This is a genomic window from Streptomyces sp. NBC_01410, from assembly GCF_045040195.1.
Classification (GTDB): Bacteria; Actinomycetota; Actinomycetes; order Streptomycetales; family Streptomycetaceae; genus Streptomyces.
In genome coordinates, this window is sequence record NZ_CP109530.1 from 4,034,493 (window position 1) to 4,058,275 (window position 23,783).

General features: G+C 70.9%; 23 protein-coding genes and 1 riboswitch. Of the genes, 11 read left to right on the plus strand and 12 right to left on the minus strand.

The window, feature by feature from the left end; translation table 11 throughout:
• The first annotated feature begins 12 nt into the window (after window positions 1-12).
• Window positions 13-2,067 carry a HelD family protein gene (locus tag OG741_RS18380; protein WP_405599218.1) on the plus strand — a complete coding sequence of 685 codons (2,055 nt, stop codon included), beginning with the start codon at window positions 13-15 and terminating at the stop codon, window positions 2,065-2,067.
• Between the two features lie 297 nt (window positions 2,068-2,364).
• Here OG741_RS18380 and OG741_RS18385 read toward each other — a convergent pair whose 3' ends face one another.
• Window positions 2,365-3,054, minus strand: a complete 690-nt coding sequence (locus OG741_RS18385) for a copper homeostasis protein CutC (RefSeq protein ID WP_405599220.1) — start codon at window positions 3,052-3,054, stop codon at window positions 2,365-2,367.
• Between the two features lie 173 nt (window positions 3,055-3,227).
• On the opposite strand from OG741_RS18385, the gene OG741_RS18390 reads away from it, so the two are divergent.
• Window positions 3,228-5,453 (plus strand): heavy metal translocating P-type ATPase, encoded by a 2,226-nt coding sequence (locus OG741_RS18390; protein ID WP_405599222.1) that lies wholly within the window; start codon window positions 3,228-3,230, stop codon window positions 5,451-5,453.
• A gap of 26 nt (window positions 5,454-5,479) precedes the next feature.
• Here the strand turns inward: OG741_RS18390 and OG741_RS18395 are convergent, their stop codons facing one another.
• Both OG741_RS18395 and OG741_RS18400 read right to left on the minus strand, forming a co-directional pair.
• Complete coding sequence (locus OG741_RS18395; protein WP_405599224.1) at window positions 5,480-5,857, minus strand: DUF6479 family protein; 378 nt, start codon at window positions 5,855-5,857, stop codon at window positions 5,480-5,482.
• A gap of 72 nt (window positions 5,858-5,929) precedes the next feature.
• A complete protein-coding gene (locus OG741_RS18400; protein ID WP_405599226.1) occupies window positions 5,930-6,583 on the minus strand; it encodes a maleylpyruvate isomerase family mycothiol-dependent enzyme in 654 nt (217 codons plus the stop codon).
• A 66-nt stretch (window positions 6,584-6,649) separates the two neighbouring features.
• On the opposite strand from OG741_RS18400, the gene OG741_RS18405 reads away from it, so the two are divergent.
• On the plus strand, window positions 6,650-7,294 hold the full coding sequence (locus OG741_RS18405) for a hypothetical protein (RefSeq protein ID WP_405599228.1): 645 nt from the start codon (window positions 6,650-6,652) through the stop codon (window positions 7,292-7,294).
• A 107-nt stretch (window positions 7,295-7,401) separates the two neighbouring features.
• Window positions 7,402-8,010 (plus strand): Uma2 family endonuclease, encoded by a 609-nt coding sequence (locus OG741_RS18410; protein ID WP_405599231.1) that lies wholly within the window; start codon window positions 7,402-7,404, stop codon window positions 8,008-8,010.
• A 19-nt stretch (window positions 8,011-8,029) separates the two neighbouring features.
• Here the strand turns inward: OG741_RS18410 and OG741_RS18415 are convergent, their stop codons facing one another.
• Window positions 8,030-8,299 (minus strand): DUF4031 domain-containing protein, encoded by a 270-nt coding sequence (locus tag OG741_RS18415; protein ID WP_405599234.1) that lies wholly within the window; start codon window positions 8,297-8,299, stop codon window positions 8,030-8,032.
• Window positions 8,296-8,652, minus strand: coding sequence for a hypothetical protein (locus OG741_RS18420; protein ID WP_361912278.1), 357 nt, complete (start codon window positions 8,650-8,652; stop codon window positions 8,296-8,298). The genes OG741_RS18415 and OG741_RS18420 overlap by 4 nt, the downstream gene beginning before the upstream one ends.
• Window positions 8,653-8,729: 77 nt before the next feature.
• On the opposite strand from OG741_RS18420, the gene OG741_RS18425 reads away from it, so the two are divergent.
• The 4 genes from OG741_RS18425 to OG741_RS18440 all read left to right on the plus strand — a co-directional run bounded on the left by OG741_RS18425 (window position 8,730) and on the right by OG741_RS18440 (window position 12,498).
• Window positions 8,730-9,656 carry a MurR/RpiR family transcriptional regulator gene (locus OG741_RS18425; RefSeq protein WP_405599237.1) on the plus strand — a complete coding sequence of 309 codons (927 nt, stop codon included), beginning with the start codon at window positions 8,730-8,732 and terminating at the stop codon, window positions 9,654-9,656.
• 45 nt (window positions 9,657-9,701) lie between these two features.
• The gene (gene murQ / locus OG741_RS18430; RefSeq protein WP_405599240.1) at window positions 9,702-10,685 is read left to right on the plus strand and encodes an N-acetylmuramic acid 6-phosphate etherase; all 984 of its coding nucleotides are present in this window, start codon (window positions 9,702-9,704) and stop codon (window positions 10,683-10,685) included.
• Window positions 10,686-10,742: 57 nt separating this feature from the next.
• Window positions 10,743-12,230 carry a PTS transporter subunit EIIC gene (locus tag OG741_RS18435; RefSeq protein ID WP_405599242.1) on the plus strand — a complete coding sequence of 496 codons (1,488 nt, stop codon included), beginning with the start codon at window positions 10,743-10,745 and terminating at the stop codon, window positions 12,228-12,230.
• 97 nt (window positions 12,231-12,327) lie between these two features.
• Complete coding sequence (locus tag OG741_RS18440; RefSeq protein ID WP_405599245.1) at window positions 12,328-12,498, plus strand: hypothetical protein; 171 nt, start codon at window positions 12,328-12,330, stop codon at window positions 12,496-12,498.
• Between the two features lie 75 nt (window positions 12,499-12,573).
• Here the strand turns inward: OG741_RS18440 and OG741_RS18445 are convergent, their stop codons facing one another.
• Window positions 12,574-13,215, minus strand: coding sequence for a DUF4232 domain-containing protein (locus OG741_RS18445; protein ID WP_405599248.1), 642 nt, complete (start codon window positions 13,213-13,215; stop codon window positions 12,574-12,576).
• Window positions 13,216-13,429: 214 nt separating this feature from the next.
• Between OG741_RS18445 and OG741_RS18450 the strand changes: the two genes are divergently transcribed.
• Window positions 13,430-14,308 (plus strand): CAP domain-containing protein, encoded by an 879-nt coding sequence (locus tag OG741_RS18450; RefSeq protein WP_405599250.1) that lies wholly within the window; start codon window positions 13,430-13,432, stop codon window positions 14,306-14,308.
• A 34-nt stretch (window positions 14,309-14,342) separates the two neighbouring features.
• Here the strand turns inward: OG741_RS18450 and OG741_RS18455 are convergent, their stop codons facing one another.
• The 5 genes from OG741_RS18455 to thrC form a co-directional block, all read right to left on the minus strand.
• On the minus strand, window positions 14,343-15,821 hold the full coding sequence (locus OG741_RS18455) for a sigma-70 family RNA polymerase sigma factor (protein ID WP_405599253.1): 1,479 nt from the start codon (window positions 15,819-15,821) through the stop codon (window positions 14,343-14,345).
• A 191-nt stretch (window positions 15,822-16,012) separates the two neighbouring features.
• Window positions 16,013-17,635 carry a chaperonin GroEL gene (groL, locus tag OG741_RS18460; RefSeq protein WP_266481227.1) on the minus strand — a complete coding sequence of 541 codons (1,623 nt, stop codon included), beginning with the start codon at window positions 17,633-17,635 and terminating at the stop codon, window positions 16,013-16,015.
• A 386-nt stretch (window positions 17,636-18,021) separates the two neighbouring features.
• Window positions 18,022-18,225, minus strand: coding sequence for a cold-shock protein (locus tag OG741_RS18465; RefSeq protein ID WP_005315736.1), 204 nt, complete (start codon window positions 18,223-18,225; stop codon window positions 18,022-18,024).
• 438 nt (window positions 18,226-18,663) lie between these two features.
• A complete protein-coding gene (locus tag OG741_RS18470; protein WP_142217854.1) occupies window positions 18,664-18,939 on the minus strand; it encodes a MoaD/ThiS family protein in 276 nt (91 codons plus the stop codon).
• A gap of 24 nt (window positions 18,940-18,963) precedes the next feature.
• Window positions 18,964-20,247: a threonine synthase gene (thrC, locus tag OG741_RS18475; RefSeq protein WP_266481214.1), complete on the minus strand. Its 1,284-nt coding sequence runs from the start codon at window positions 20,245-20,247 to the stop codon at window positions 18,964-18,966.
• Window positions 20,248-20,264: 17 nt separating this feature from the next.
• Window positions 20,265-20,392: riboswitch (SAM riboswitch) on the minus strand.
• Between the two features lie 144 nt (window positions 20,393-20,536).
• On the opposite strand from thrC, the gene OG741_RS18480 reads away from it, so the two are divergent.
• Window positions 20,537-21,475: a glucosyl-3-phosphoglycerate synthase gene (locus OG741_RS18480; protein ID WP_405605641.1), complete on the plus strand. Its 939-nt coding sequence runs from the start codon at window positions 20,537-20,539 to the stop codon at window positions 21,473-21,475.
• A gap of 81 nt (window positions 21,476-21,556) precedes the next feature.
• On the plus strand, window positions 21,557-22,957 hold the full coding sequence (locus tag OG741_RS18485; protein ID WP_405599257.1) for a trehalose-6-phosphate synthase: 1,401 nt from the start codon (window positions 21,557-21,559) through the stop codon (window positions 22,955-22,957).
• Here OG741_RS18485 and otsB read toward each other — a convergent pair.
• Window positions 22,931-23,779 carry a trehalose-phosphatase gene (gene otsB / locus OG741_RS18490; protein ID WP_405599259.1) on the minus strand — a complete coding sequence of 283 codons (849 nt, stop codon included), beginning with the start codon at window positions 23,777-23,779 and terminating at the stop codon, window positions 22,931-22,933. The two genes, OG741_RS18485 and otsB, sit on opposite strands and share 27 nt — an antisense overlap.
• Window positions 23,780-23,783: the final 4 nt, after the last annotated feature.

The window sequence follows — 23,783 nt, forward strand, 5'->3', positions numbered from 1 at the left end:
GGAGGCAAACCCGTGCCCGCGCACGCACCCGACACCGACCCCCTCGCCCGCGAGAGAGCCCATCTCACCGCGTCCCGCTCCGCTTTGCGCGCGATGCGCGAGGACGTCCAGGCCCTCGACATCCGCGACGTCACCGCGAACTGGGTCAACGCCGCCGTCCTCGAGCGCCAGATCGAGGACCGCATCAAGGCGCTCGCCGACCTCTCCCACACCCCGCTATTCTTCGGCCGCCTCGACTATCTGCACATGGTCGGCGCGGCGCTGGCCGAGGGCGCGGAGGGAGAGCGCTTCTACATCGGCCGCCGCCACGTCCACGACGCGGACGGCGACCCGATGGTCATCGACTGGCGCGCGCCGGTGTCGCAGCCGTTCTACCGGGCGTCCAGGAAGGACCCGCAGGACGTCGGTCTGCGGCGGCGCTTCGGGTACACGGGCGGCGACCTCACGGCGTACGAGGACGAGCATCTGACCGATCCGGCGGAACAGCAGCGCACCAGCAAACTGCTCCAGGCGGAGATCGAACGGCCGCGTGTGGGCCCGATGCGGGACATCGTCGCCACGATCCAGCCGGAGCAGGACGAGATCGTACGGTCCGGGCTCGGCGGCACGGTGTGCGTTCAGGGCGGCCCCGGCACCGGGAAGACGGCGGTGGGGCTGCACCGGGTCGCGTATCTGCTGTACGCGCACCGGGAGCGGCTGGCGAAGACGGGGACGCTGGTCATCGGGCCGAACCGTTCCTTCCTGCACTACATCGAGCAAGTCCTTCCGGCGCTGGGCGAGTTGGAGGTCAAGCAGGCCACGGTCGACGACCTGGTGGCGCATGTCGAGGTGCGGGGCACGGACCCGGCGGACGCGGCGGTCGCCAAGGGCGACGCACGGATGGCGGAAGTGCTGCGGCGGGCCGTCCGCTCCCATGTCACGCTGCCGACGGAGCCGCTGATGGTCGTACGCGGCTCGCGCCGGTGGCGCATCCCGGCGTACGAACTCGAGGAGATCGTGCGGGAGTTGCTGGACCGCGACATCCGCTACGGCGCGGCCCGCGAGGCCCTTCCGCAGCGCATCGCGCACGCGGTGCTGGTCCGCATGGAACAGTCGGGTGAGGCACCGGACGACCGGGTGCAGGACGCGGTGGCGCGCAACACCGCGGTCAAGGCGGCGGTGAAGGCGGTCTGGCCGCCGGTGGACCCGGCGAAACTCGTGCTGCGGCTGCTGTCCGACCCGGAATTCCTCGCGGCACACGCGGACGGTGTGCTGACCGCGGACGAGCAGAAGACGATCCTGTGGACCAGGCCCGCCCGCAGCGTCCGGGCCGCGACGTGGTCCCTGGCGGACGCGGTACTCATCGACGAGGCGACGGACCTGGTGCAGCGCACGCACTCGCTCGGTCATGTCGTACTCGACGAGGCGCAGGACCTGTCCCCGATGCAGTACCGCGCGGTGGGCCGCCGCTGCACGACAGGCTCGGCGACGGTCCTCGGCGACCTGGCGCAGGGCACGACCCCGTGGGCGACGGGGAGTTGGCAGGAGGCCCTGACCCATCTCGGCAAGCCGGACGCGGCGGTGGAGGAACTGACGGCGGGCTTCCGGGTCCCGCGCGAGGTCATCGCGTACGCATCCCGGCTGCTCCCGCACATGTCCCCCGGCCTGGCGGAGGTCACATCCGTGCGTGAGTCGCCGGGCTCGCTGTCGGTCCGCGAGGTGGAGGTGGCGGACCTGGACGCGGCGGTGGTGGCGGCGTGCGAGGAGTCCCTGCGGCACGAGGGCTCCATCGGCCTGATCGCGGCGGACGCGCGGATCCCGTCGCTGGCCGCGGCCCTGAAGTCGGCGGGCCATGCGTATCTCGCGCCGGGCGAGGAGACGACGGCGGAGTCCCGGCTGACGCTGGTTCCGGCGTCGCTGGCGAAGGGCCTGGAGTACGACTACGTGGTCCTCGACGAGCCGTCGGCGGTCGTCGACGGCGAACCGGACGAACGCACGGGGCTGCGGCGGCTGTACGTGGCGCTGACGAGGGCGGTGTCGGGGCTGAGGGTGGTGCATGCGGTGGGGTTGCCGGGGGAGTTGGGGTAAGGGGTGCGGGGTGCGGGTGCGCCTGCGGCGGGCTTGTCCCCTACCCGCCCTCCCCCAGACTCCGTCCGGGGGGACCCCCAACCTCCCCGTGTGCGACCTTCGGCCGCATGTCCTCAATCGCCGGACGGGCTGGAGTGTGCGGCCCTGCCGCACACTCCAGCCTCGCCGGCGATTGAGGCGTGGTCCCGGACGCGACATTCAGCCCCGCCGGCGTTTGAGGCGCGGGGTCTGGGGCGGAGCCCCAGTTCGGGAAGGGGCGGGGTGGGGAGCAGGCCCGCCGCAGGCGCCCCCGTACCCCTACGCGTCCAGCGCCGACCTCCACCCCGCCACCGCGCCCGGGTCGACCGGCGCCGACCACCCTTGCGGCCTCGCCGCCCCCCCGATGTGGAACGCGTCCACCCCCGCCCCCCGCAGCACCGGCACGTGGTCCAGGCGCAGTCCGCCCCCCACCAGGATCCGCGGCTCGTAGCCCGGCTCGCCCCGCCTCGCCGCCTCCGCGAGCAGCGTCGGCAGGCCGTCGTCGACGCCCGCCGCCGAGCCCGCCGTGAGGTAGGTGTCCAGGCCCGGCAGGTCCGCGAGCTGCTTGCGGAGCGCGTCGCGGTCCGTCGCGCGGTCGATCGCCCGGTGGAACGTCCAGCGGCAGCCGTCGAGTTCGGCGAGGAGCCGTTCGACCGTCACCAGGTCGGGCATGCCGTCCTCGTCCAGGAAGCCGAGGACGAATTCGTCCGCGCCCTCCGCGCGCAGCCCCCGCGCGGCGCGGACGAGCCCGTCGGCGTCGCCCGCCTCGAAGCCGTCCGCGAGGCGCAGCATCACGCGCAGCGGGATGTCCACGGCCGCGCGGATGCTCGCGAACGTCTCCCTGGACGGTGTCAGCCCGTCCGACGCCATGTCGCTGACCAGCTCCAGCCGGTCCGCCCCTCCGGACTGGGCCGCGACCGCGTCCTCCGCGTCGAGAGCGATCACCTCCAGAACTGCACGGTTGCTCATGGAACCCCATTCCTCATACAGGTCTAGTCCAATGCCAAGCCTAATGCGCATGTACCGCGCAAGCAGCCGCACGAACCTCCCGCATCGGAATCGAGCCTTGCGCCACATACATCCGGGGGGTATACATGGAGTCAGAAGTACCCCCTGGGGGTATATCCGATACGGGAGGAACCGTGCCACCCACCGCCACCCCCACCCACGTCGAACTCGCCATCGGCGGCATGACCTGCGCCTCGTGCGCGGCCCGTATCGAGAAGAAGCTGAACCGGATGGACGGCGTCGAGGCGACCGTGAATTACGCCACGGAGAAGGCGAAGGTCAGCCTCCACGCCCCGGACGTCTCCGTGGTCGACCTGATCGCCACGGTCGAGGCGACCGGCTACACCGCCGCCGCACCGGCGCCCACGTCCCCGGAAGCCGCGCACGAGGACGACGGGCTGCGCGACCTCCGCGAGCGCCTCACCACCGCCGTCGTCCTCGCCGTACCCGTGATCGCCATGGCGATGGTGCCCGCCCTGCAGATCGAGTACTGGCAGTGGCTCTCCCTCACCCTCGCCGCCCCCGTCGTCACCTACGCCGCCTGGCCCTTCCACCGCGCCGCCTTCACCAACGCCCGGCACGGCGCCGCGACCATGGACACGCTGATATCCCTGGGCACTTCGGCCGCGTTCCTGTGGTCCGTATGGGCGCTGTTCTTCGGGACCGCCGGGATGCCCGGCATGGTCCATCCCTTCGAACTGACGATCTCCCGCAGTGACGGCGCCGGGAACATCTATCTGGAGGCCGCGGCCGGCGTCACGGCCTTCATCCTGGCCGGGCGGTACTTCGAGGCCCGCTCCAAGCGCAAGGCCGGCGCCGCCCTGAAGGCCCTGCTCGAACTCGGCGCCAAGGAGGTCACCGTCCTGCGCGACGGACGTGAAGTCACGCTTTCCACCGCTGAGTTGAAGGTCGGGGACCGCTTCCTCGTACGCCCTGCGGAGAAGATCGCCACCGACGGCACCGTCGTCGAAGGCGCGTCCGCCGTCGACGTCTCCATGCTCACCGGCGAGTCCGTACCGGTGGAGGTCGCCACCGGCGACACGGTCACCGGCGCCACTCTCAACGCGGGCGGCCGCCTCGTCGTCGAGGCCACCCGGGTCGGCGCCGACACCCAGCTGGCCAGGATGGCCCGGCTCGTACAGGACGCGCAGAACGGCAAGGCCGCGGTCCAGCGCCTCGCCGACAGGATCTCCGCGGTGTTCGTGCCCGTCGTGATCGCGCTCGCCATGGCCACCCTCGGCTTCTGGCTCGGCACCGGCGCCGGGCCGGGTGCCGCGTTCACCGCCGCCGTCGCCGTACTGATCATCGCCTGCCCGTGCGCGCTCGGCCTGGCCACACCGACCGCGCTGATGGTCGGTACGGGCCGCGGCGCCCAGCTCGGCATCCTCATCAAGGGCCCCGAGGTCCTGGAGAGCACGCGCCGCGTCGACACGATCGTGCTGGACAAGACGGGCACGGTCACCACCGGCCGGATGACCCTCCTCGCGGTCCACACCAGCCACGACGAGGCCGAAGTGCTGCGCCTGGCAGGGGCGTTGGAGCACGCGTCCGAGCACCCGATCGCGCGTGCCGTCGCCGACGCGGCTCTGCGCAAGACCGGCACGCTCCCCGCGCCCGAGGACTTCTTGAACATCCCCGGCCTCGGTGTTCAGGGCAGGGTCGAGGGCCGGACCGTACTGGTCGGCCGTACCCGACTGCTCGACGATCGCGAGATCCGCCTGCCCGCCGCCCTGGAGCAGGCGAAGGCGGACGCGGAGGCGGCGGGCCGTACCGCCATCGCCGTCGCCTGGGACGGCGAGGCCCGCGCCGTCCTGGAGATCGCGGACGCCGTCAGGCCCACCAGCGCCGAAGCCGTCGGCCGCCTGCGGGGACTCGGCCTCACTCCGATCCTGCTGACCGGCGACAACAGGGCGGTCGCCGAGTCCGTCGCCGCCGAGGTGGGCATCACTGAGGTCGTCGCCGAGGTGCTGCCTGAGGACAAGGTCGCCGTCGTCAAGCGTCTGCAGGCCGAGGGCCGATCGGTGGCGATGGTCGGCGACGGCGTCAACGACGCCGCCGCCCTCGCCCAGGCGGACCTCGGCCTCGCCATGGGCACGGGCACGGACGCGGCCATCGAGGCGGGAGACCTCACGCTCGTACGGGGCGACCTGCGGGCGGCCGCCGACGCGATCCGGCTCTCGCGCAGGACGCTCGGCACGATCCGCTCGAACCTCTTCTGGGCCTTCGCGTACAACGTCGCGGCACTGCCGCTCGCCGCCGCGGGCCTGCTCAACCCGATGATCGCGGGCGCGGCGATGGCCTTCTCCTCGGTCTTCGTCGTGGGCAACTCACTGCGCCTGCGCCGCTTCCGGGCGGCGTAGGCACACAGGCGGTGGGCGGGGCGGCCTCAGCCGCCCAGGCCGCCGCTCCCGAACGCCCCGCCGCCCGCGTTCTTCCCGTGCTTCGGCCTCTCGTCGGGGCCCTTGCCGGAGTCGTGAGTGCTGTGGGTCTTCAGGTTGTACGGGAGGAGCCGCCCCTCATGGGGGAAGTCGTCCTCGTCCTCGTCCCGGACCTCCTCGATGTGCTCACGATGGCCGGGGGTGGTCGGCTGCTCCTCGGGGCGTGGCGGAACCAATTGCTCCCGCCGCCTCGCCTCACGCCACATGGCGCCCGCGAGGAGGGCCACGATGAGGATTCCGATGAGAACCAGGCCGGCTCCGGCCAGGTGCGGACCCTCCGCCAGCTCGATGCCCGAGCTGCTCTGGGCGATCATCACAGCGTTCATGTTGCTGCCTCCGCACAGGGAACGGCACGGCACACATGCCCTTTGCTGCCATTATCGCCCGTTACCGCCACTTCAGCCGAAGTAGACGAGGTCCTTCTCGACGGCACCCGTGAGCTCGTAGCGCGTCCCGGTGAGCGGGCGGCCCGCCACCAGCCGGATCAGCGTGGAGGCCGGTCCCGTGTACGTGGCGGGGTCGGGGCTGTCCGCGCCGAGGACGAGCGGTGCGTCGTGGCCGTCCAGCCGGGCCAGCAGCGGCTGACTCCTGCGGACCCGGGTCAGCGCGGCGAGCAGCTCCAGCGCGTACGGCAGGCCCTCGCCCTCGTACGCCCCCGGCTCGCCGAAGGCCTCCCGTACATCCCCGGCATGCACCCACTCCCCGAGCGCGATCCCGTCCAGCTTCCCGTGCCCCGCCTTCTCGATGACCGGGCCCGCCTCGGTCATGCCGCGCTCCAGCTCTTCCACGACACGGGAGTTGGACCACTCGGCCCGCTCGGCGATGTCGCGGTCGTTGGCCTCGGGGCTGAACACCCCCTCCTCGAACCGCGTCTCCACCACCCGGATCAGCGCAGAGCTGCAGTGCGCGAGCACATGACGCACGGTCCAGCCGGGGCAGCAGGTACGGAGCGCGAAGTCCTCGTCGGGACGTGCGCGCAGCAAGGGGATCAGGACGTCGCGCTCGGTGCGCAGCAGCCGTCCGGGAAGCTCGGGGTCGCGTACGGATTCCATGGCGCCCAGCCAACCGCATGGAGGCGGCCGCGGACAGCCGTCCGCCCGCCGCTTTAGGCTCGCCGTATGACCGCCGCATCCGTGGACCTCCGTGACCGCTGGACGAAGACCCTCATCGCCGCCCGCGGCGGCGCGAGCGCGCCGGATCCGGCGCCGTACGCCGAGAATCTGCTCGCCCGCTGGTCGGAGCCGCAGCGCCACTACCACACGGTCGATCACCTGACGGCGATGCTGCACCACATCGACGCGCTTCAGGAGTACGCCGCCGACGCGGACCTGGTCCGCCTCGCGACGTGGTTCCACGACGCGGTCTATCTCCCCGAACGCTCGGAGAACGAGGAACGCTCGGCCCGCCTCGCGGAACGCGCCCTGGCCGAGGCGGGCCTCCCCCCTGAGAGCACGGCCGAGGTCGCCCGCCTGGTCCGCCTGACGATCACCCACGCCCCCGCGCCGGACGACACCAACGGCCAGGTCCTGTGCGACGCGGACCTGGCCATCCTGGCCTCGGCCCCGGAGCCGTACGCCGCGTACACCGCCGCGGTGCGCGAGGAGTACGTCTTCGTCCCGGCCGACGCCTTCCGCGCGGGCCGAGCGGCGGTGCTGCGGCAGCTGCTTGACCTGCCGCGGCTGTTCCACACGCCGTACGGGCAGACGCACTGGGAGGCGGCGGCCCGCGAGAATCTGGCGGCGGAGCTGGCGTCGCTGGTCTGACTCTGTGCGGTGATCACACGTTCGTGGGACGCTGACGTAAGCAGCCTCGCGAGGTGGTGGCCGCACCCTACGTTGCCCTGACAGGGCCACAGAAAGGGGACCTCACGATGACCGCTGCACTGGTCGAGCCCGAGCTGTCGGAGGAAGACATGCCGTCGTGGGACTACCTGCTGAGCACGTGGCAGGAGCTGGACGTGCCAGAGGGTTGGCGCGCCGAGATCGACGAGGGGCTGATCACCTTGGTGCCGCCGCCGGACGACGGACACAATTTCATCGCTGCGCGAGTGGACCGGGCGCTACTCAAAGCCCTGCCAGACGACTGGGATGTCTACCAGACCCTCGGCCTGTACATCTACCGCCAGGAGCGGCTCTTCGTCCCGGACCTCGTCGTCGTCCCGAAGAAGCTGATCGCGGAAAGGGCGAGGAAGAAGGAGAAGGCTCCACTGGCCGCGGCCGAGGCAGCGCTGGCGGTGGAGATCACGTCGAAGAGCAACGCCTCGCACGATCGGTCGTCCAAGCTGAGCGCGTACGCGTCCGGGGCTGTCCCGCTGTATCTGCTGATCGACCGTTACGACGAGGGCGGGCCGTCAGTCACGCTCTTCTCCGAGCCGCGCAACGGTATGTACCGCACCGGCCTGCGCAAGCCTTTCGGCGAGCCTGTCCCGTTGCCCGAGCCTTTCAACACCGAGCTGGACACGTCGGAGTTCATCGCCTGATCTCCGCCGGGGCGGCCCCTTACACGGGCGGCCGCCCCTTCCGCCTGCGCAGCCCCGCCTTCGTCAGCAGTTCGACCACCTCGCGGCTCGACACCTCCACCGCGCCGGCCGCCACCGCGTCCCCGTACCGGTGCGACGGGACGTCGTAGTGGTCCCGTTCGAAGGCCCGTGCCGGGCAGCCGATCGACGCCGCGAACGCGTGCAGTTCCTCGTGCGATACGTCGCTGACCAGGTGCGACCACATCCGGCCGTGGCCCGGCCAGGTCGGGGGATCGATGTAGAGGGTCACCGCAGGCCGCCGACCGGCGCGACAACGACGCCCGCCTTCGCGCAGACCCAGTGCGGATCCGGCCCCAGTTCCGGTTCGACATCCAGCGCGTGCGGGTCGCCCGCGTTGCAGACCGGGCACAGCGGCCAGCGGCCGTGCCGCTCCAGGAGGGCGTCCTGGACGTCCTGGGCGACCAGGCCGGGGAGGAACTCGACGCCGTCCGGCCACTGCTCCACCCACCAGCGGCGGTGTGTCACAGCGTCCTCGACCAGCGAGACCACCCCGGCGTCGGCCACATCGCGGGCGGCCAGGTCGGCGAGGACCAGCGCGCGGGCAGCGTGCAGGGCCTGCTCCAGAGGGTTCGGGTCGTCCATACAGTCATTGTCCCCCAGCTCCCCGGCCGGGTCCCGAAGGGTTGACGACGACGGAATCCCGAAAATATCTTTCAAGAGTGACCAATCCAGTGAAGGAAATTTTCAGCAGCGACGCCCCGCCCGCCCCCGCCGCCCTCGCGGCCAAGGTGCGGACCCTCGCGCCGTCCATGACCCGCTCCATGCAGCGGGTGGCCGAAGCCGTCGCCGACGATCCGGCGGGCTGCGCGGCTCTCACGGTCACCGGTCTCGCCGAGCTCACCGGCACGAGCGAGGCCACCGTGGTCCGCACCGCACGCCTCCTCGGCTACCCCGGATACCGCGATCTGCGCCTCGCGCTCGCCGGGCTCGCCGCCCACCAGCAGTCGGGCCGCGCCCCCGCCGTCACCGCGGACATCGCCGTCGACGACCCCATCGCGGACGTCGTCGCCAAGCTCGCGTACGACGAGCAGCAGACCCTCGCCGACACGGCCGCCGGGCTCGACACCGTACAGCTGGGCGCGGCCGTCGCCGCCGCGGCGACCGCCCGCCGGATCGACATCTACGGCGTCGGCGCGTCCTCCCTCGTCGGCATGGACCTGGCCCAGAAACTGCTGCGTATCGGCCTCGTCGCGCACGCCCACTGCGATCCCCACCTCGCCGTCACCAACGCGGTGCAGCTGCGTTCCGGCGACGTGGCCATCGCGATCACCCACTCCGGATCCACCGGAGACGTCATCGAGCCGCTGCGCGTCGCCTTCGACCGCGGCGCCACGACCGTCGCGATCACCGGCCGCCCGGACGGGCCCGTCTCGCAGTACGCCGACCATGTGCTGACCACCTCCACCGCCCGCGAGAGCGAGCTGCGCCCGGCGGCCATGTCGTCCCGTACGAGTCAACTGCTGGTCGTCGACTGCCTGTTCATAGGCATCGCACAACGTACGTACGAGACGGCGGCCCCTGCCCTCGCCGCCTCGTACGAGGCCCTGGCCCACCGGCACAGCCCGCGCAACCGCCGAGACGGCTGAGCGCACCGACCCCCCACGCAGACCGAGAAAGCAGAGCCGCTCTCCATGACCTCCACGTCCTCCGCGTCGTCGTCCGGGTCGTCCTCCCCGTCCCGGGACTCCGCCTCCTACGGTGAGCTCCGCGCCGAGCTGGCTGCCCTCACCACCGAGGCGTTCCGGCCCGAACTCGCCGACATCGACCGGCTGCCCACGCACGAAATCGCCCGGATCATGAACGGCGAGGACGTGACCGTCCCCGCCGCCGTCGCCGAGCGGCTTCCGCAGATCGCCGCCGCCATCGACGCCACCGCCGAGCGGATGTCCCGCGGCGGCCGGCTCGTCTACGCGGGCGCGGGCACGGCGGGACGGCTCGGCGTCCTGGACGCGAGCGAGTGCCCGCCCACCTTCAACACCGACCCGGCCGAGGTGGTGGGCCTGATAGCGGGCGGACCCGACGCCATGGTCACGGCGGTCGAGGGCGCCGAGGACAGCAAGGAACTGGCCGCCGCCGACCTGGACGCGCTGCGGCTGACCGCCGACGACACGGTGGTCGGGATCTCCGCGTCGGGCCGTACGCCGTACGCCGTCGGCGCGGTGGAGCACGCCCGTACCCGCGGCGCGCTCACCATCGGCCTCTCCTGCAACGCGGGCAGCGCGCTCGGCACGGCCGCCGACCATGGCATCGAGGTCGTCGTCGGCCCCGAACTGCTCACCGGATCAACCCGGTTGAAGGCCGGTACGGCGCAGAAGCTGGTCCTCAACATGATCTCGACGATCACCATGATCCGGCTCGGCAAGACCTACGGAAACCTGATGGTGGACGTCCGCGCCTCCAACGAGAAGCTGCGCGCCCGCTCGCGGCGCATCGTCGCGCTGGCCACGGGGGCGACCGACGAGGAGATAGAGGCCGCACTCGCCGCGACGGACGGAGAGGTGAAGAACGCGATCCTCACCATCCTCGGCGGGGTCGACGGCCCCACCGCGGCGCGCCTCCTGACCGAGAGCCAGGGCCATCTTCGCGCCGCCCTGCAGTCGGCCCGTATGCACTGAACGTCCCCCGGTCACCCCCGGGCACCCCCGCACCCCCCACAGCAAGGGCCCACGCACATGCCCGACGAGAAGAACAGCGCCATCGCCGCCGCGATCCTCCCCCTGGTCGGCGGCGCCCGGAACATCACCTCCGTCGCCCACTGCATGACCCGGCTCCGCCTCGGTCTGCGCGACCCCTCCCTCGTACGGGAAGAGGAGCTGAAGGCGCTCCCGGCCGTACTGGGCGTGGTCGAGGACGACACGTACCAGATCGTGCTGGGCCCGAGCACGGTCGCCCGCGTCACCCCGGAGTTCGAGGCGCTGGTGGCCTCCGCGCCGGGGACCGCGGAGGATCTGGCCGACCGGGGCGCGGCCATCAAGGCAGCCAGGTCGGCCAGGAACTCGACCCCGTTCAAGCTCTTTCTGCGCCGTATCGCGAACATCTTCGTGCCGCTGATCCCGGCGCTCATCGGCTGCGGCATCATCGCCGGGCTGAACGGCGTCATGACCAACATGGGATGGCTGCCCGCCGTCGTCCCCGCGCTCACCGCCATGGCCGCCGGCTTCATGTCGCTGATCGCGGTCTTCGTCGGCTACAACACGGCGAAGGAGTTCGGCGGCACCCCGGTGCTCGGCGGCGCGGTCGCGGCGATCATCGTCTTCCCCGGCATCGCGAACATCGAGGCCTTCGGCCAGAAGCTCTCCCCCGGCCAGGGCGGAGTGCTCGGCGCACTCGGTGCGGCGGTCCTCGCGGTGTACGTCGAGAAATGGTGCAGGCGCTGGGTCCCCGAGGCCCTGGACGTCCTGGTCACACCGACCCTCACCGTCCTGGTCTCCGGACTGGTCACCATCTTCGGCCTCATGTTCGTGGCCGGTGAGGTCTCCACCGCGATCGGCGGCTTCGCCAACTGGCTGCTGGCCAACGGCGGCGCGGGCGCGGGCTTCGTCCTCGGCGGCCTGTTCCTGCCGCTCGTCATGCTCGGCCTGCACCAGGCGCTGATCCCGATCCACACGACGCTGATCGAGCAGCAGGGCTTCACCGTCCTGCTGCCGATCCTCGCGATGGCGGGGGCGGGCCAGGTCGGCGCGGCGGCCGCGGTCTATGTCCGCCTCTCGCACAACACCTCGATCCGCACCACCATCAAGTCCGCACTCCCGGCGGGTTTCCTGGGCGTCGGCGAGCCGCTGATCTACGGCGTCTCGCTGCCACTGGGCCGTCCGTTCATCACGGCCTGCGTGGGCGGGGCGTTCGGCGGCGGCTTCGTCGGCCTGTTCAACATGCTCGGCGACACGGTCGGCTCCACGGCGATCGGCCCCTCGGGCTGGGCCCTGTTCCCGTTGCTCGACGGCAACAGGGGTGTGGGCGAGACGGTGGCGGTGTATGCGGGCGGGCTGGTGGTGGGTTACGTGGCGGGCTTCCTGGCGACGTACTGGTTCGGCTTTACGGAACCGATGCTGGCGGAGCTGAACGCGGCGAATCAGCCCCTCCGGAGCGGGGTCTCGGGCGGTGCCCCCCACGCGGCGGAGCCGCACAATGTCACCGCGGGAAGGGCGGGCAGAGGCTGAATCGCTGTGCGGCTGCGCCGCCCCCGTCGCGGGAGCGTGGCCTTCACAGCGCCCCCGCGGACCTCCTGCGCCGCGCCAGCACCCGTGCGTACAGCAGATGCGCCACCGCCTCGCCCGCCACCAGCAGAACGACCAGCCAGGGGGCGAGATGGGCCGGGCCACGCTCAAGGGCAAGGCGGGCAAGGACGGTTCGTGGGTGATCCGCTACGCCGGGGACACCGCGCATTTCAACAGCACGGCGGTGGCCGACTTCGTCGACGTCCGCTGAGGCCGTACCGACAGCCCAGGGCGGCACCCCACTTTGGTGGGTGCCGCCCTCTGGGACGCCCTCCTCCCGAGCCGCCTACAGGCTGAGCGCGTCCTCCGCGTTGCTCAGCCAGGCCGTCACCGAGGCCTCGGGTGATACGTAGAAGCCGGGCGTCTTCGCGGTGAGCGGCTTCTGTTCCAGGTCGGACTCGGTGTTCATGGTCATGGCGATCGAGTTGACGGTCTTGCCCTTGCCGTCGTTGGCGCCGCCCATGAGCCCGGCGTAGGCCGACTCGCCCGGCTTGAGCCTCATCGCGTCCTCGATGCCTGGGGCCTTTCCGCGCTCCGTCGCCGCGCCGTCCAGGTCGCCGAAGGTCACGATCGGGTGGCCCAGCACCTTGCACGGCTTGCCGCTCTTGTTGGTGATCTTGAGCAGGTAGCTGCTGGTCGTGGCGTCCGCGAGCGTCGCGGTGAACTTCACGTCGTACGTGCTGCACGGAAAGACGGCGTAGTCGGGGTCGGGCGACGAACCGTCACCGCCGCCGGACGAGCCCTTGCCCGGGGACTTGGACGGGGTTGCCGGCTTCGACGGGGTCACGGGCTTCGACGGGCCGGCGGTCGCCTTGTCGGCTCCGCTCGGCTTCCCTCCCGAACCCTCGGCTGCGGGCTCACAGGCAGTCAGGGCCAGTGCCGATACGGCGGCGAGCGCGACGGCGGCTCTGCGAACGTTGGTCCTCATCTGATGTCCCCCCGAGTGAGAAGCGCGAGTGTGCGCTGACAGAGCACGAGCTTCCCGTACGACCTTCACGGATTGGTGACGGTGCCTTGCCGAAACCACCACGAAAGCGCACGCCGGCCGACAGGCGTTTCTCAGAAACCGTTATGGCGTCGTCCTCAGCCGCTCTCCCACTTGCCGGACCGACCGGCGAAGTACGGATGAGAGCGGAGACTCCATGCACCACCGAGACGAGGACGCCCAGTTCCTGGACCCGGCGACCGGCCGCGACAGCGCCCGCGAGGGCCGGGGCGGGCGACGGAGAGCGGGCGCGGGGCGCCACGGGCGTCGGGGAAGGGCGGGCGGTCGACCGATGGCCGCAATCGCGGTGGCCGGCACCGTCGCGGTCGCGGTCGTCGCGGGCGGAGTCTTCGCCCTGAGCGGCAGTGACGAAGACTCGGCCGGTACCCGGGCCGCAGCCTCCGTGCAGCAGGCGCCGGTGGATGCCTCCGTCGGCGGCCTCTCGAAGGCTTCTCCCACCCCCACGGCATCCGTCCCGCCGTCCGCCGTTCCTTCCGCAACTTCCCGTAAGACAAAGGGCCCTACCGCCAAGCCCAGCGCCGCGGCCCGCCGCACGGCCGGGCCCGGGACCGCTCCCGAGAAGCGCAGGCGGCAGTCCGCCCCTGCCGGTGCGGGCGCGAGCGCCCCCACCGCGGGAACCCCCGCAACCGGCAGGGCCGCCGACTCCGTCCAGCGGATCGCCTCCCTGGTCAACGCCGAACGCGCCAAGGCCGGATGCTCGCCCCTGCGCGTCGACAGCCGGGTTCAGGCCGCCGCCCAGGCGCACGCCGACGACATGGCAGCCCGCAACTACTACGAGCACGTCAGCCCGGAGGGGCGGCATGCCGACGACCGGATGAAGACCGCCGGCTATCCCGCAGGCAAGTGGGGGGAGAACATACACAAAGGACCGAAGGACCCGGTCTCCGCGATGCGTGACTGGATGGACAGCCCCGGGCACCGCGAGAACATACTGGACTGCGGGTTCAAGGACCTCGGCGTCGGCGTGAACTTCAGCGCGAACGGCCCCTGGTGGGTACAGAACTTCGGCGGCTGACCGGCTGGCGACCGTCGAAGCGGACGGTGCGGGCTCAGGCCGGAGCGGCGAGATTCTGGACCCACACCGTCCCGTCGGGACCGGGCACGGCGGCAACGCCGGTGTCCCGGTACCGGCAGTCGAGCATGTTCTCCTGATGGATCGAGCCGTCCATCCAGTCACCGACCACCGTCGCGGGGTCGCCCGGACCCTGGTCCAAATTCTCGGCCCACGGGCCCACGTCGTATCCGGCTGCCGAGATCCGCGCGTCGGCATGGCGTCCCTCCGGGTCGGCATGGTCGAAGTAGCCACGCGCCACCATGTCCTTGGCGTGCTTGCGGGCCGCGGCGCCGAGTCGCGGATCGATCCGCAGCGGCGCGCAGCCGGCCTCGGCACGCCGGGAGTTGACCAGGGCGGTGAGGCGTTCTTCGAGGGTCGCCGCGGGCGGGGAGGGCTTGGGGGACTTGTGGGGCTTCGGGACGGGTGAGGCGGTGGGGGTCGGCGTGGGTGTCGGACTGGGACTGCGGGTGGGTTTCGGGGCCGTCGCAGCCGGCGGAGCCGCCACCGGGGCCCGGTCGGCCGGGGTCTTCGCCGTGGGCCACACCAGAGCGAGGAGCAGTCCGGCGACCACGACCCCGCCGACCGCCGCCGCCACAGCGCGTACTTTCAGCCCTCCCCCTGCACCGGCGGTCGGCTCCCCGGGCTGCCCCGTCCCGGCGAAGTCCCCGTGGCCGGCCGCGCCGAACTGGCCGTGCGGAACGGGAGGGTAGCCATGGAGCGGGACCACCATCGCCATGCCGGCCAGCAGTCCCTCTGCGGGTACGAGATCCGACCAGTGCCCCGAGCAGCCGGCGCACCCGCGAACGTGCCTGGCGATCCGCTTGCGCCAGACCGGCGAGGGCTGCCCGTCCCAGGCCGCGGTGACATCGGCCAATTCGGAGCAGCACGGCTCGTTGGCCAGCGCACGGGCCACGACGCGGCCCAGTTCCAGCTGAGTCTTCATCCGCTGGATACGGACCGCGGCGTGCTGCGGAGTGACGCCCAGCGCCTCGGCCAGCTCGGCACGGCTCAGTTGTCCCGCGGCCTCCTGCCACCACAGGGCCAGCAGTTCACGATCGCTCTCGTCCAGCCAGCGGGTGGCCTCGGCGACCTCGCGGCGCTGGCCGGACAGCCCGAGCCGCAGGATGGTGAGATCCACGAAGTCACCGGTCGGATCGGCGGTCTCCGCCACGCGGTCCAGCGGTGCTGTCGCCGTCTGCTGCTGGAGCGTCCAGCGCCGACGTATCTGATTCATCGCGATCGCGACCAGCCAGGAGCGGAAACGGGAGGGGTCGCGCAACCCGCCGAGTCCGTCGAGTGCGCGGAACATGGTCTCCTGCACCACGTCGTCGACGTCCGCGTGACCGTCCAAAGCCCGGCCGACGATGTTGTAGACAAGGGGAAGGTAGTCGGCGACCAATCGCTCCCGGGCCTGCTGGTCCCCCGCCCTCGCATCCGTCACCAGTTCCGGACGGTACCTGTCGTCCCTGCGCATACGTGCCCTCGCCCATTGCCTCTTCGACCCCGCCGCTCAGGGTCCTGCCCCAGAGGAGACCCGTCGGCGCCGATCGGATAACACAAACCCGGCTCGCCTCCCCGGGCCCGGATCCTGAAACGCCCGAGGGCGGTACCCCCCTGGGAGTGGGGGTACCGCCCTCGGTCAGGACCGGGTCCGAGCCGTCAGGCTCAGAAGTCCATGTCACCGCCCGGCATGCCGCCCGGAGCGGCGGCGCCCGCCTTCTCCGGCTTGTCGGCGATGACGGCCTCGGTGGTCAGGAACAGCGCCGCGATGGAGGCCGCGTTCTGCAGAGCAGAGCGGGTCACCTTCGCGGGGTCGATGATGCCCTCGGCGATCATGTCGACGTACTCGCCGGTCGCGGCGTTCAGACCGTGGCCGACAGCCAGGTTGCGCACCTTCTCGACCACGACGCCGCCCTCGAGACCACCGTTGACGGCGATCTGCTTGAGCGGGGCCTCCAGCGCGAGCTTCACGGCGTTGGCGCCGGTCGCCTCGTCACCCTCGAGGTCGAGCTTCTCGAAGACCGAGGAAGCCTGGAGCAGAGCCACGCCACCACCGGCGACGATGCCCTCCTCGACGGCCGCCTTCGCGTTGCGAACGGCGTCCTCGATGCGGTGCTTGCGCTCCTTGAGCTCCACCTCGGTCGCGGCACCGGCCTTGATGACGGCCACGCCGCCGGCCAGCTTCGCGAGGCGCTCCTGGAGCTTCTCACGGTCGTAGTCCGAGTCGGAGTTCTCGATCTCGGCACGGATCTGGTTGACGCGACCGGCGACCTGGTCGCTCTCACCGGAGCCGTCGACGATCGTGGTCTCGTCCTTGGTGATGACGACCTTGCGGGCGCGGCCCAGCAGGTCCAGGCCGGCGTTCTCGAGCTTGAGACCGACCTCCTCGGAGATGACCGTGCCGCCCGTGAGGATGGCGATGTCGTTCAGCATCGCCTTGCGGCGGTCGCCGAAGCCCGGGGCCTTGACGGCAACGGACTTGAAGGTGCCACGGATCTTGTTCACGACGAGCGTGGACAGAGCCTCGCCCTCGACGTCCTCGGCGATGATCAGCAGCGGCTTGCCGGACTGCATGACCTTCTCCAGCAGCGGAAGGAGGTCCTTCACGTTGCTGACCTTGGAGTTGACGATCAGGATGTACGGGTCGTCGAGCGACGCCTCCATACGCTCCATGTCGGTGGCGAAGTACGCCGAGATGTAGCCCTTGTCGAAGCGCATACCCTCGGTGAGCTCCAGCTCCAGACCGAAGGTCTGGGACTCCTCGACGGTGATGACGCCTTCCTTGCCGACCTTGTCCATCGCCTCGGCGATGAGCTCGCCGATCTGGGTGTCGGCGGCGGAGATGGAGGCCGTCGAAGCGATCTGCTCCTTGGTCTCCACGTCCTTGGCCTGCTCCAGCAGGGCGCCGGAGACGGCCTCGACGGCCTTCTCGATGCCGCGCTTGAGGGCCATCGGGTTGGCGCCGGCCGCCACGTTGCGCAGGCCCTCGCGGACGAGCGCCTGGGCGAGAACGGTCGCGGTGGTCGTACCGTCACCGGCGACGTCGTCCGTCTTCTTGGCGACTTCCTTGACCAGCTCGGCGCCGATCTTCTCGTACGGGTCCTCGAGCTCGATCTCCTTGGCGATGGATACACCATCGTTGGTGATCGTGGGGGCGCCCCACTTCTTCTCGAGGACGACGTTCCGGCCCTTGGGGCCAAGGGTGACCTTGACGGCGTCGGCGAGCTGGTTCATCCCGCGCTCGAGACCGCGCCGTGCCTCCTCGTCGAACGCGATGATCTTGGCCATGTGAAGTGGTCCTCCCGGACTGGGGTGGATTCTCCGGACCGCGCTGGCGCCCGCGACGGACGGCCTGAGAGCCGTGCGGTTCCTTGCCCCGCCGACCCTTCGGGCCTCGCCGACCCGGTCCTTAAGCTGTCACTCTCACCTGCAGAGTGCTAACGCCAATGATTAGCACTCGGCACAGGAGAGTGCAAGCGGCTCGAAGAGCCTCGATGAGGGGTGGTGGTCGGTGGGGGCACCTCCCAGCGGTAGCTGGGGGAGGGTGGGCGCAAGCGGGTCCGACACATCGTGGACACGGCTGGGGACACACGAAGGGCCCGCATCCCCCTAGGATGCGGGCCCTTCGCCGTGAGTGTGTCGCGTGAGTGCGTCGGTGGCCGATCGCGCCGAGATCAGACGGCGAGCTTGACCATGTCCGCCTGCGGCCCCTTCTGGCCCTGCGAGATCTCGAACTCGACCCGCTGACCCTCTTCAAGGGTGCGGTATCCGTCCATCTGGATCGCGCTGTAGTGGACGAAAACATCCGCACCACCGTCGACCGCGATGAAGCCGTACCCCTTCTCCGCGTTGAACCACTTGACGGTGCCCTGAGCCATGCCTAACTCCCCTATTACTGGCCCTTGCACAGGACCGCACTTCGCGGACCCGGGTCAGACCTCACCCTCCCGACAGGAAGGAGAGTGTGCGCCGGAACGCGTCGACCGCGGCTGAATGTATCTGCCCAACTGCCCTCTGCAACAGGTCAATCAGACGAGAAATCTGGGCACGCGCGATCGGATGATTGAACTGAATTCAAGAAATTCCGGGGCAAGTCGGGCCCGGCAAATGGCACTTGAGGGTGCATTTCGATCGAACACATTGGCTGCTTCTTGATGGGCCAGGGCGCATTCTCATATGCGGTCGGCACAAGCAGCGGAGGGGGCTTCCCCAACTGTACCGCGCTCAACCATACAGAATTGCCCCCTCCGCTTCTCTTGCGGAGGGGGCACTGTGTCGATTAGCGGCTGACGCCGCGGGTGCTCACGCTGGGTAGCTCAGCCGCCGGCGACGGCAGGGATGATCGAAACGCCCGCACCGTCCGGGGTCGCCGTCTCGAGACCCTGCTCGAAACGGACGTCGTCGTCGTTCACGTACACGTTCACGAAACGGCGCAGCTTGCCCTGGTCGTCCAGGACGCGCGCGGCGATGCCCGTGTGGTTCTTCTCCAGGTCCGCGATCACCTCGGAGAGCGTCGCGCCCTCCGCCGGGACCTCGGCCTGACCGCCCGTGTACGTACGGAGAATGGTGGGGATGCGGACGTTCACGCTCATGGTGGTTCTGCCTTCCGTAGGTAGTCAGCGGGCCAGGCCGGCGTCGCGGAACGCCTCGAGGCTCGGGCGGATGGTCGCCGTGGGGCCGGTCGTCGGGGCAACCGCGTCGAGGGTCTTGAGACCGTCGCCGGTGTTGAGCACGACCGTGGTGAGCGCCGGGTCGAGCAGGCCCTGCTCGATCAGTTTCTTCGCCACGCCCACGGTCACGCCACCCGCGGTCTCCGCGAAGATGCCCTCGGTCCGCGCGAGCAGCTTGATCGCGTCGACGACCTGCTCGTCGTTGACGTCCTCGACCGCACCGCCCGTGCGGCGCGCGATGTCCAGTACATACGGGCCGTCGGCGGGGTTGCCGATGGCCAGCGACTTGGCGATGGTGTTCGGCTTCTGCGGCCGTACGACATCGTGCCCGGCCTTGAAGGCCGTCGACACCGGAGAGCAGCCCTCGGCCTGAGCGCCGAAGATCTTGTAGGGCTTGTCCTCGACCAGGCCGAGCTTGATCAGCTCCTGCAGGCCCTTGTCGATCTTCGTGAGCTGCGAGCCGGAGGCGATCGGGACGACGATCTGGTCGGGCAGCCGCCAGCCGAGCTGCTCGCAGATCTCGTACGCCAGCGTCTTGGAGCCCTCGCCGTAGTACGGGCGGAGGTTGACGTTGACGAAGCCCCAGCCCTCGCCCAGCGGGTCGCCGATGAGCTCGGAGCAGAAGCGGTTGACGTCGTCGTAGTTGCCCTCGATGCCGACCAGCTCGCCGCCGTACACCGCGGCCATGACGACCTTGCCCTGCTCCAGGTCGTGCGGGATGAACACGCAGGACCGGAAGCCCGCCCGGGCCGCGGCCGCGCCCACCGCGCCGGCGAGGTTGCCGGTGGAGGAGCAGGAGAGCGTCGTGAAGCCGAAGGCGCGCGCGGCCTCGACGGCGATCGCGACGACACGGTCCTTGAAGGAGTGCGTCGGGTTGCCGGAGTCGTCCTTGATGTACAGGCCGCCGGTGACGCCCAGCTCACGGGCGAGGTTGTCGGCCTTGACGAGCTTGGTGAAGCCGGGGTTGATGTTCGGCTTCTCGGCCACGTCGGCGGGGACGGGCAGCAGCGGGGCGTAGCGCCAGATGTTGTTCGGACCCGCTTCGATCCGCTTCCTCAGCGCCTCGGGGTCGTCCGCCGGCAGGTCGTAGGCGACCTCGAGCGGCCCGAAACAGGAGGCACAGGCGAAGATCGGGCCCAGGTCGAAACGCTCTCCGCACTCGCGGCACGAGAGCGCCGCGGCGGGACCGAGGTTCACGGGGGTGGTGCTTGCGACAGTCTGCACAGCCATGGTGGCGAGGCCCTTTCTCCTCATCTTCCTCGCGACGCATTTCGCCACGAGACGGAATTGGCACCTTCCCCACCGTGACCTCGCGGTCGGCGGGAGGGTTGCCGGGGCTTCAACGGGCCGTTCCCTCTGCCCCTCTGGATGAGCGGTATTCGATTGTCAGCGCGATGACCCCGGCATGCGACGGTCATCCGCGTTGTTCAAGACTGTAACCGAAGGCCTGCATGGTTGAGATAGTCGTCCGAACCGCGAGACGGATCACAGGATCCCGATGTCAGAGGGAGACCCGCACGTGCTGGAAGAGGTGGAACGCTGGCTGAGCAGGCGTTCCTGGTCTGCGGCCGACCGCCCGCTCGGCCGGCTGATGGCCGCCAAGCACGGTACGACCATCAGCGTCGTCCTGCCCGCGCTCGACGAGGAGGAGACGGTCGGCGAGATCGTCTCCGTGATCCGGCGTGAACTGATGGAGGCCGTGCCGCTCGTCGACGAGCTCGTCGTCGTGGACTCGGGGTCGAGCGACCGCACGGGCGAGGTGGCCGCGGCGGCCGGCGCGCGCGTGGTGCACCGGGACGCGATCCTGCCCCGGATACCCGCGGTCCAGGGCAAGGGCGAGGTGCTGTGGCGCTCGCTGATGGTCACGAGCGGCGACATCGTCTGCTTCGTCGACGCGGATCTGCGCGAGTTCTCGGCCGATTTCGTCTCCGGGATCGTGGGGCCGCTGCTGACCGACCCCGATGTGCAGTTCGTCAAGGCGATGTACGACCGGCCGCTCGGCGAGAGGGCAGGTCAGGGCGGGCGAGTGACGGAGCTGGTGGCGCGGCCGCTGCTGAATCTGCACTGGCCGCAGCTCGCCGGGTTCGTCCAGCCGCTGGGCGGGGAGTACGCCGTGCGGCGCTCTCTCCTTGAGCGGCTGCCCTTCCCCGTGGGATACGGAGTGGAGCTGGGCCTGCTCGTCGACGCGCTGCACACGGTCGGTCTCGACGCGCTGGCGCAGGTGGACGTCGGCTCGCGCAAGCACCGCCACCAGGACGGTCAGGCGCTGGGGCGGATGGCCGCGGCGATCTACCGGACCGCCCAACTGCGCTTGTCCAGGGGTCATTTGGTGCGGCCTGCGCTCACGCAGTTCGAGCGGGCCGAGGAGGGCTTCGTACCCCGGACGCATGCGGTGGACACGCAGGAGCGGCCGCCGATGCGCGAGATCGGCGAGTACGCGACGAGGCGCGCGGCATGAGCACGCAGAGTGGCACACCGGGTGGCGCAGTCCGGCCGTACGCACGTTTGAGGGTTTACCGGAAGGGCTAGGTTTCGGCACATGGTCTCCGAGCAGCCTGCCGCCCAGGTCCTAGTCGCCTCGAACCGCGGCCCGGTCACATACACACGTCAGCAGGACGGTTCGCTGGACGCCCGCCGGGGCGGAGGCGGCGTGGTCTCCGGTCTGTCGGCGATCGACTCCGAGTCGGACTCGGTGTGGGTGTGCGCCGCTCTCGGCGACGGTGATCGCGAGGCCGTACGGCGCGGGGTGGCCGAGCCCGGGGTGCGGATGCTCGACATCGACGCCGGGGTGTTCGCCGACGCGTACAACGGGATCGCGAACTCGGTGCTGTGGTTCGTCCACCACATGCTCTACCAGACGCCGCTGGAGCCGGTCTTCGACGCGGAGTTCCGCCGCCAGTGGGCCTCCTACGAGGCGTACAACCGGGCCTTCGCCGATGCGCTGGCGGAGGCGGCCGCGCCGGGCGCGGCGGTTCTGGTGCAGGACTACCACCTGGCGCTGGTGCCCCGGATGCTCCGCGCCCACCGCCCGGACCTGCGCATCGGCCACTTCTCACACACGCCCTGGGCGCCCGTCGACTACTTCCGGATGCTGCCCGACGACATCGCGGCCCAGCTCCTCGGCGGCATCCTCGGCGCCGATCGGGCCGCTTTCCTCACCCACCGCTGGGCCGAGGCCTTCACCGACTGCTGCCACACCGTGCTGGGCCCCGGCATCCCGTCCGGCACGCGGATCGGAGTGCACGGCCTCGGCGCGGACGCGGACTTCCTGCGGGAGCGTGCGCACCGGCCCGATGTGGAGGAACGGCTGGCCGCGCTGCGCGAACAGGTCGGCCCGGGGCGCAGGACGATCGTGCGCGTGGACCGTACCGAGCTGTCCAAGAACATCGTGCGCGGGCTGCTCGCCTACCGGCACCTCCTGGACACCAGGCCCGAGTGGCGCGAGCGGGTCGTCCATGTCGCCTTCGCCTACCCCTCGCGGCAGGATCTGGCCGTGTACCGCGACTACACGGCGCAGGTCCAGCGGGTCGCCGACGAGATCAACTCCACGTACGGGACAGCGACATGGAACCCGGTCGTCCTCCATGTGAAGGACGACTTCGCCCGCTCCCTGGCCGCGTACCGGCTCGCGGACGTCGCCCTGGTCAACCCGATCCGGGACGGTATGAACCTGGTCGCCAAGGAGATCCCGGTCGTCTCGGACGACGGCTGCGCGCTGGTGCTGTCGCGCGAGGCGGGGGCGCACGAGGAACTGGGTGAGGACGCGGTCACGGTCAATCCGTACGACGTGACGGGCACCGCCGACGCGCTGCACGAGGCGCTGACGATGCCCCACGGCGAACGGGCCCGGCGCACCAAGCGGCTGGCGGCCGCGGCGACCGCGCTGCCGCCGCAGCAGTGGTTCCTCGACCAGCTACAGGCGCTGCGCGAGGGCTCCTAGGAATTCGACGACGGCCGCCGGGCCCGGCAGCAGCAGGTCCGCGCGGTCCGCGACCTCCGGCACCTCCGCGCTGCCGCTGCACACCAGCAGGCCGGGGATGCCGTCCGAGCGGAGCTTCTCCACGGCGGCGAAGGCGGGCAGATCGCCGAGGTCGTCGCCGCCGTACAGGACCGCTTCGGCCTCCACTTCGCGTACGTACTCGGCCAGCGCCACGCCCTTGTCCATGCCCGGCGGGCGCAGCTCCAGGACCATGCGGCCCGGCTCGACGATCAGTCCGTGCCGGGCGGCGAGCTCGCCGAGAGGGTCGCGCAGGGCGTCGAAGGCGGCCTGCGGGTCGGCGGCGCGGCGCGTGTGGACCGCGACGGCCTGGCCCTTCTCCTCGATCCAGGCGCCGCGCCAGGCTCCGATGTCGTCGAGGAATCCGGGCAGTTCGGCGCGGGCGGCCGCGACGCCGGGGTGCGCGGCCGGGGTTTTGACCGTGCCGGACACGGCGTCCCAGCGCTCGGCGCCGTAGTGCCCGAGAACCACGAGGTGTTCCAGGCCCGGCACTCCGGCGAAGCCGCCGTACCGTACGGCAACGCCCGCCGGGCGTCCGGTGATCACGGCGACGGACGCCACACGTGGCGCGAGCGCGGCGAGCGCGGGGACGGTGCCGGGGTGGGCGCGGGCCTGTTCGGGGTCGGGCACGATCTCGGCGAGAGTGCCGTCGAAGTCGAGGCCGACGACGGTTTTGTGCGGCCTGCCCAGAATCGCGGCAAGACCGTCACGGCCGGCGGGGGTGGACGGCGTCGGCAGGGAATGCGCGTACGGGGAGCTGCCCATGCCT

Coding starts and splice junctions, on each gene's coding strand:
- OG741_RS18385 (WP_405599220.1), bottom strand. CDS start 3,054: ATGAGCAACCGTGCAGTTCTGGAGGTGATCGCTCTCGACGCGGAGGAC.
- OG741_RS18395 (WP_405599224.1), bottom strand. CDS start 5,857: ATGAACGCTGTGATGATCGCCCAGAGCAGCTCGGGCATCGAGCTGGCG.
- OG741_RS18400 (WP_405599226.1), bottom strand. CDS start 6,583: ATGGAATCCGTACGCGACCCCGAGCTTCCCGGACGGCTGCTGCGCACC.
- OG741_RS18405 (WP_405599228.1), top strand. CDS start 6,650: ATGACCGCCGCATCCGTGGACCTCCGTGACCGCTGGACGAAGACCCTC.
- OG741_RS18410 (WP_405599231.1), top strand. CDS start 7,402: ATGACCGCTGCACTGGTCGAGCCCGAGCTGTCGGAGGAAGACATGCCG.
- OG741_RS18420 (WP_361912278.1), bottom strand. CDS start 8,652: ATGGACGACCCGAACCCTCTGGAGCAGGCCCTGCACGCTGCCCGCGCG.
- murQ (WP_405599240.1), top strand. CDS start 9,702: ATGACCTCCACGTCCTCCGCGTCGTCGTCCGGGTCGTCCTCCCCGTCC.
- OG741_RS18435 (WP_405599242.1), top strand. CDS start 10,743: ATGCCCGACGAGAAGAACAGCGCCATCGCCGCCGCGATCCTCCCCCTG.
- OG741_RS18440 (WP_405599245.1), top strand. CDS start 12,328: ATGCGCCACCGCCTCGCCCGCCACCAGCAGAACGACCAGCCAGGGGGC.
- OG741_RS18445 (WP_405599248.1), bottom strand. CDS start 13,215: ATGAGGACCAACGTTCGCAGAGCCGCCGTCGCGCTCGCCGCCGTATCG.
- OG741_RS18450 (WP_405599250.1), top strand. CDS start 13,430: ATGCACCACCGAGACGAGGACGCCCAGTTCCTGGACCCGGCGACCGGC.
- OG741_RS18455 (WP_405599253.1), bottom strand. CDS start 15,821: ATGCGCAGGGACGACAGGTACCGTCCGGAACTGGTGACGGATGCGAGG.
- groL (WP_266481227.1), bottom strand. CDS start 17,635: ATGGCCAAGATCATCGCGTTCGACGAGGAGGCACGGCGCGGTCTCGAG.
- OG741_RS18465 (WP_005315736.1), bottom strand. CDS start 18,225: ATGGCTCAGGGCACCGTCAAGTGGTTCAACGCGGAGAAGGGGTACGGC.
- OG741_RS18470 (WP_142217854.1), bottom strand. CDS start 18,939: ATGAGCGTGAACGTCCGCATCCCCACCATTCTCCGTACGTACACGGGC.
- thrC (WP_266481214.1), bottom strand. CDS start 20,247: ATGGCTGTGCAGACTGTCGCAAGCACCACCCCCGTGAACCTCGGTCCC.
- OG741_RS18485 (WP_405599257.1), top strand. CDS start 21,557: ATGGTCTCCGAGCAGCCTGCCGCCCAGGTCCTAGTCGCCTCGAACCGC.
- otsB (WP_405599259.1), bottom strand. CDS start 23,779: ATGGGCAGCTCCCCGTACGCGCATTCCCTGCCGACGCCGTCCACCCCC.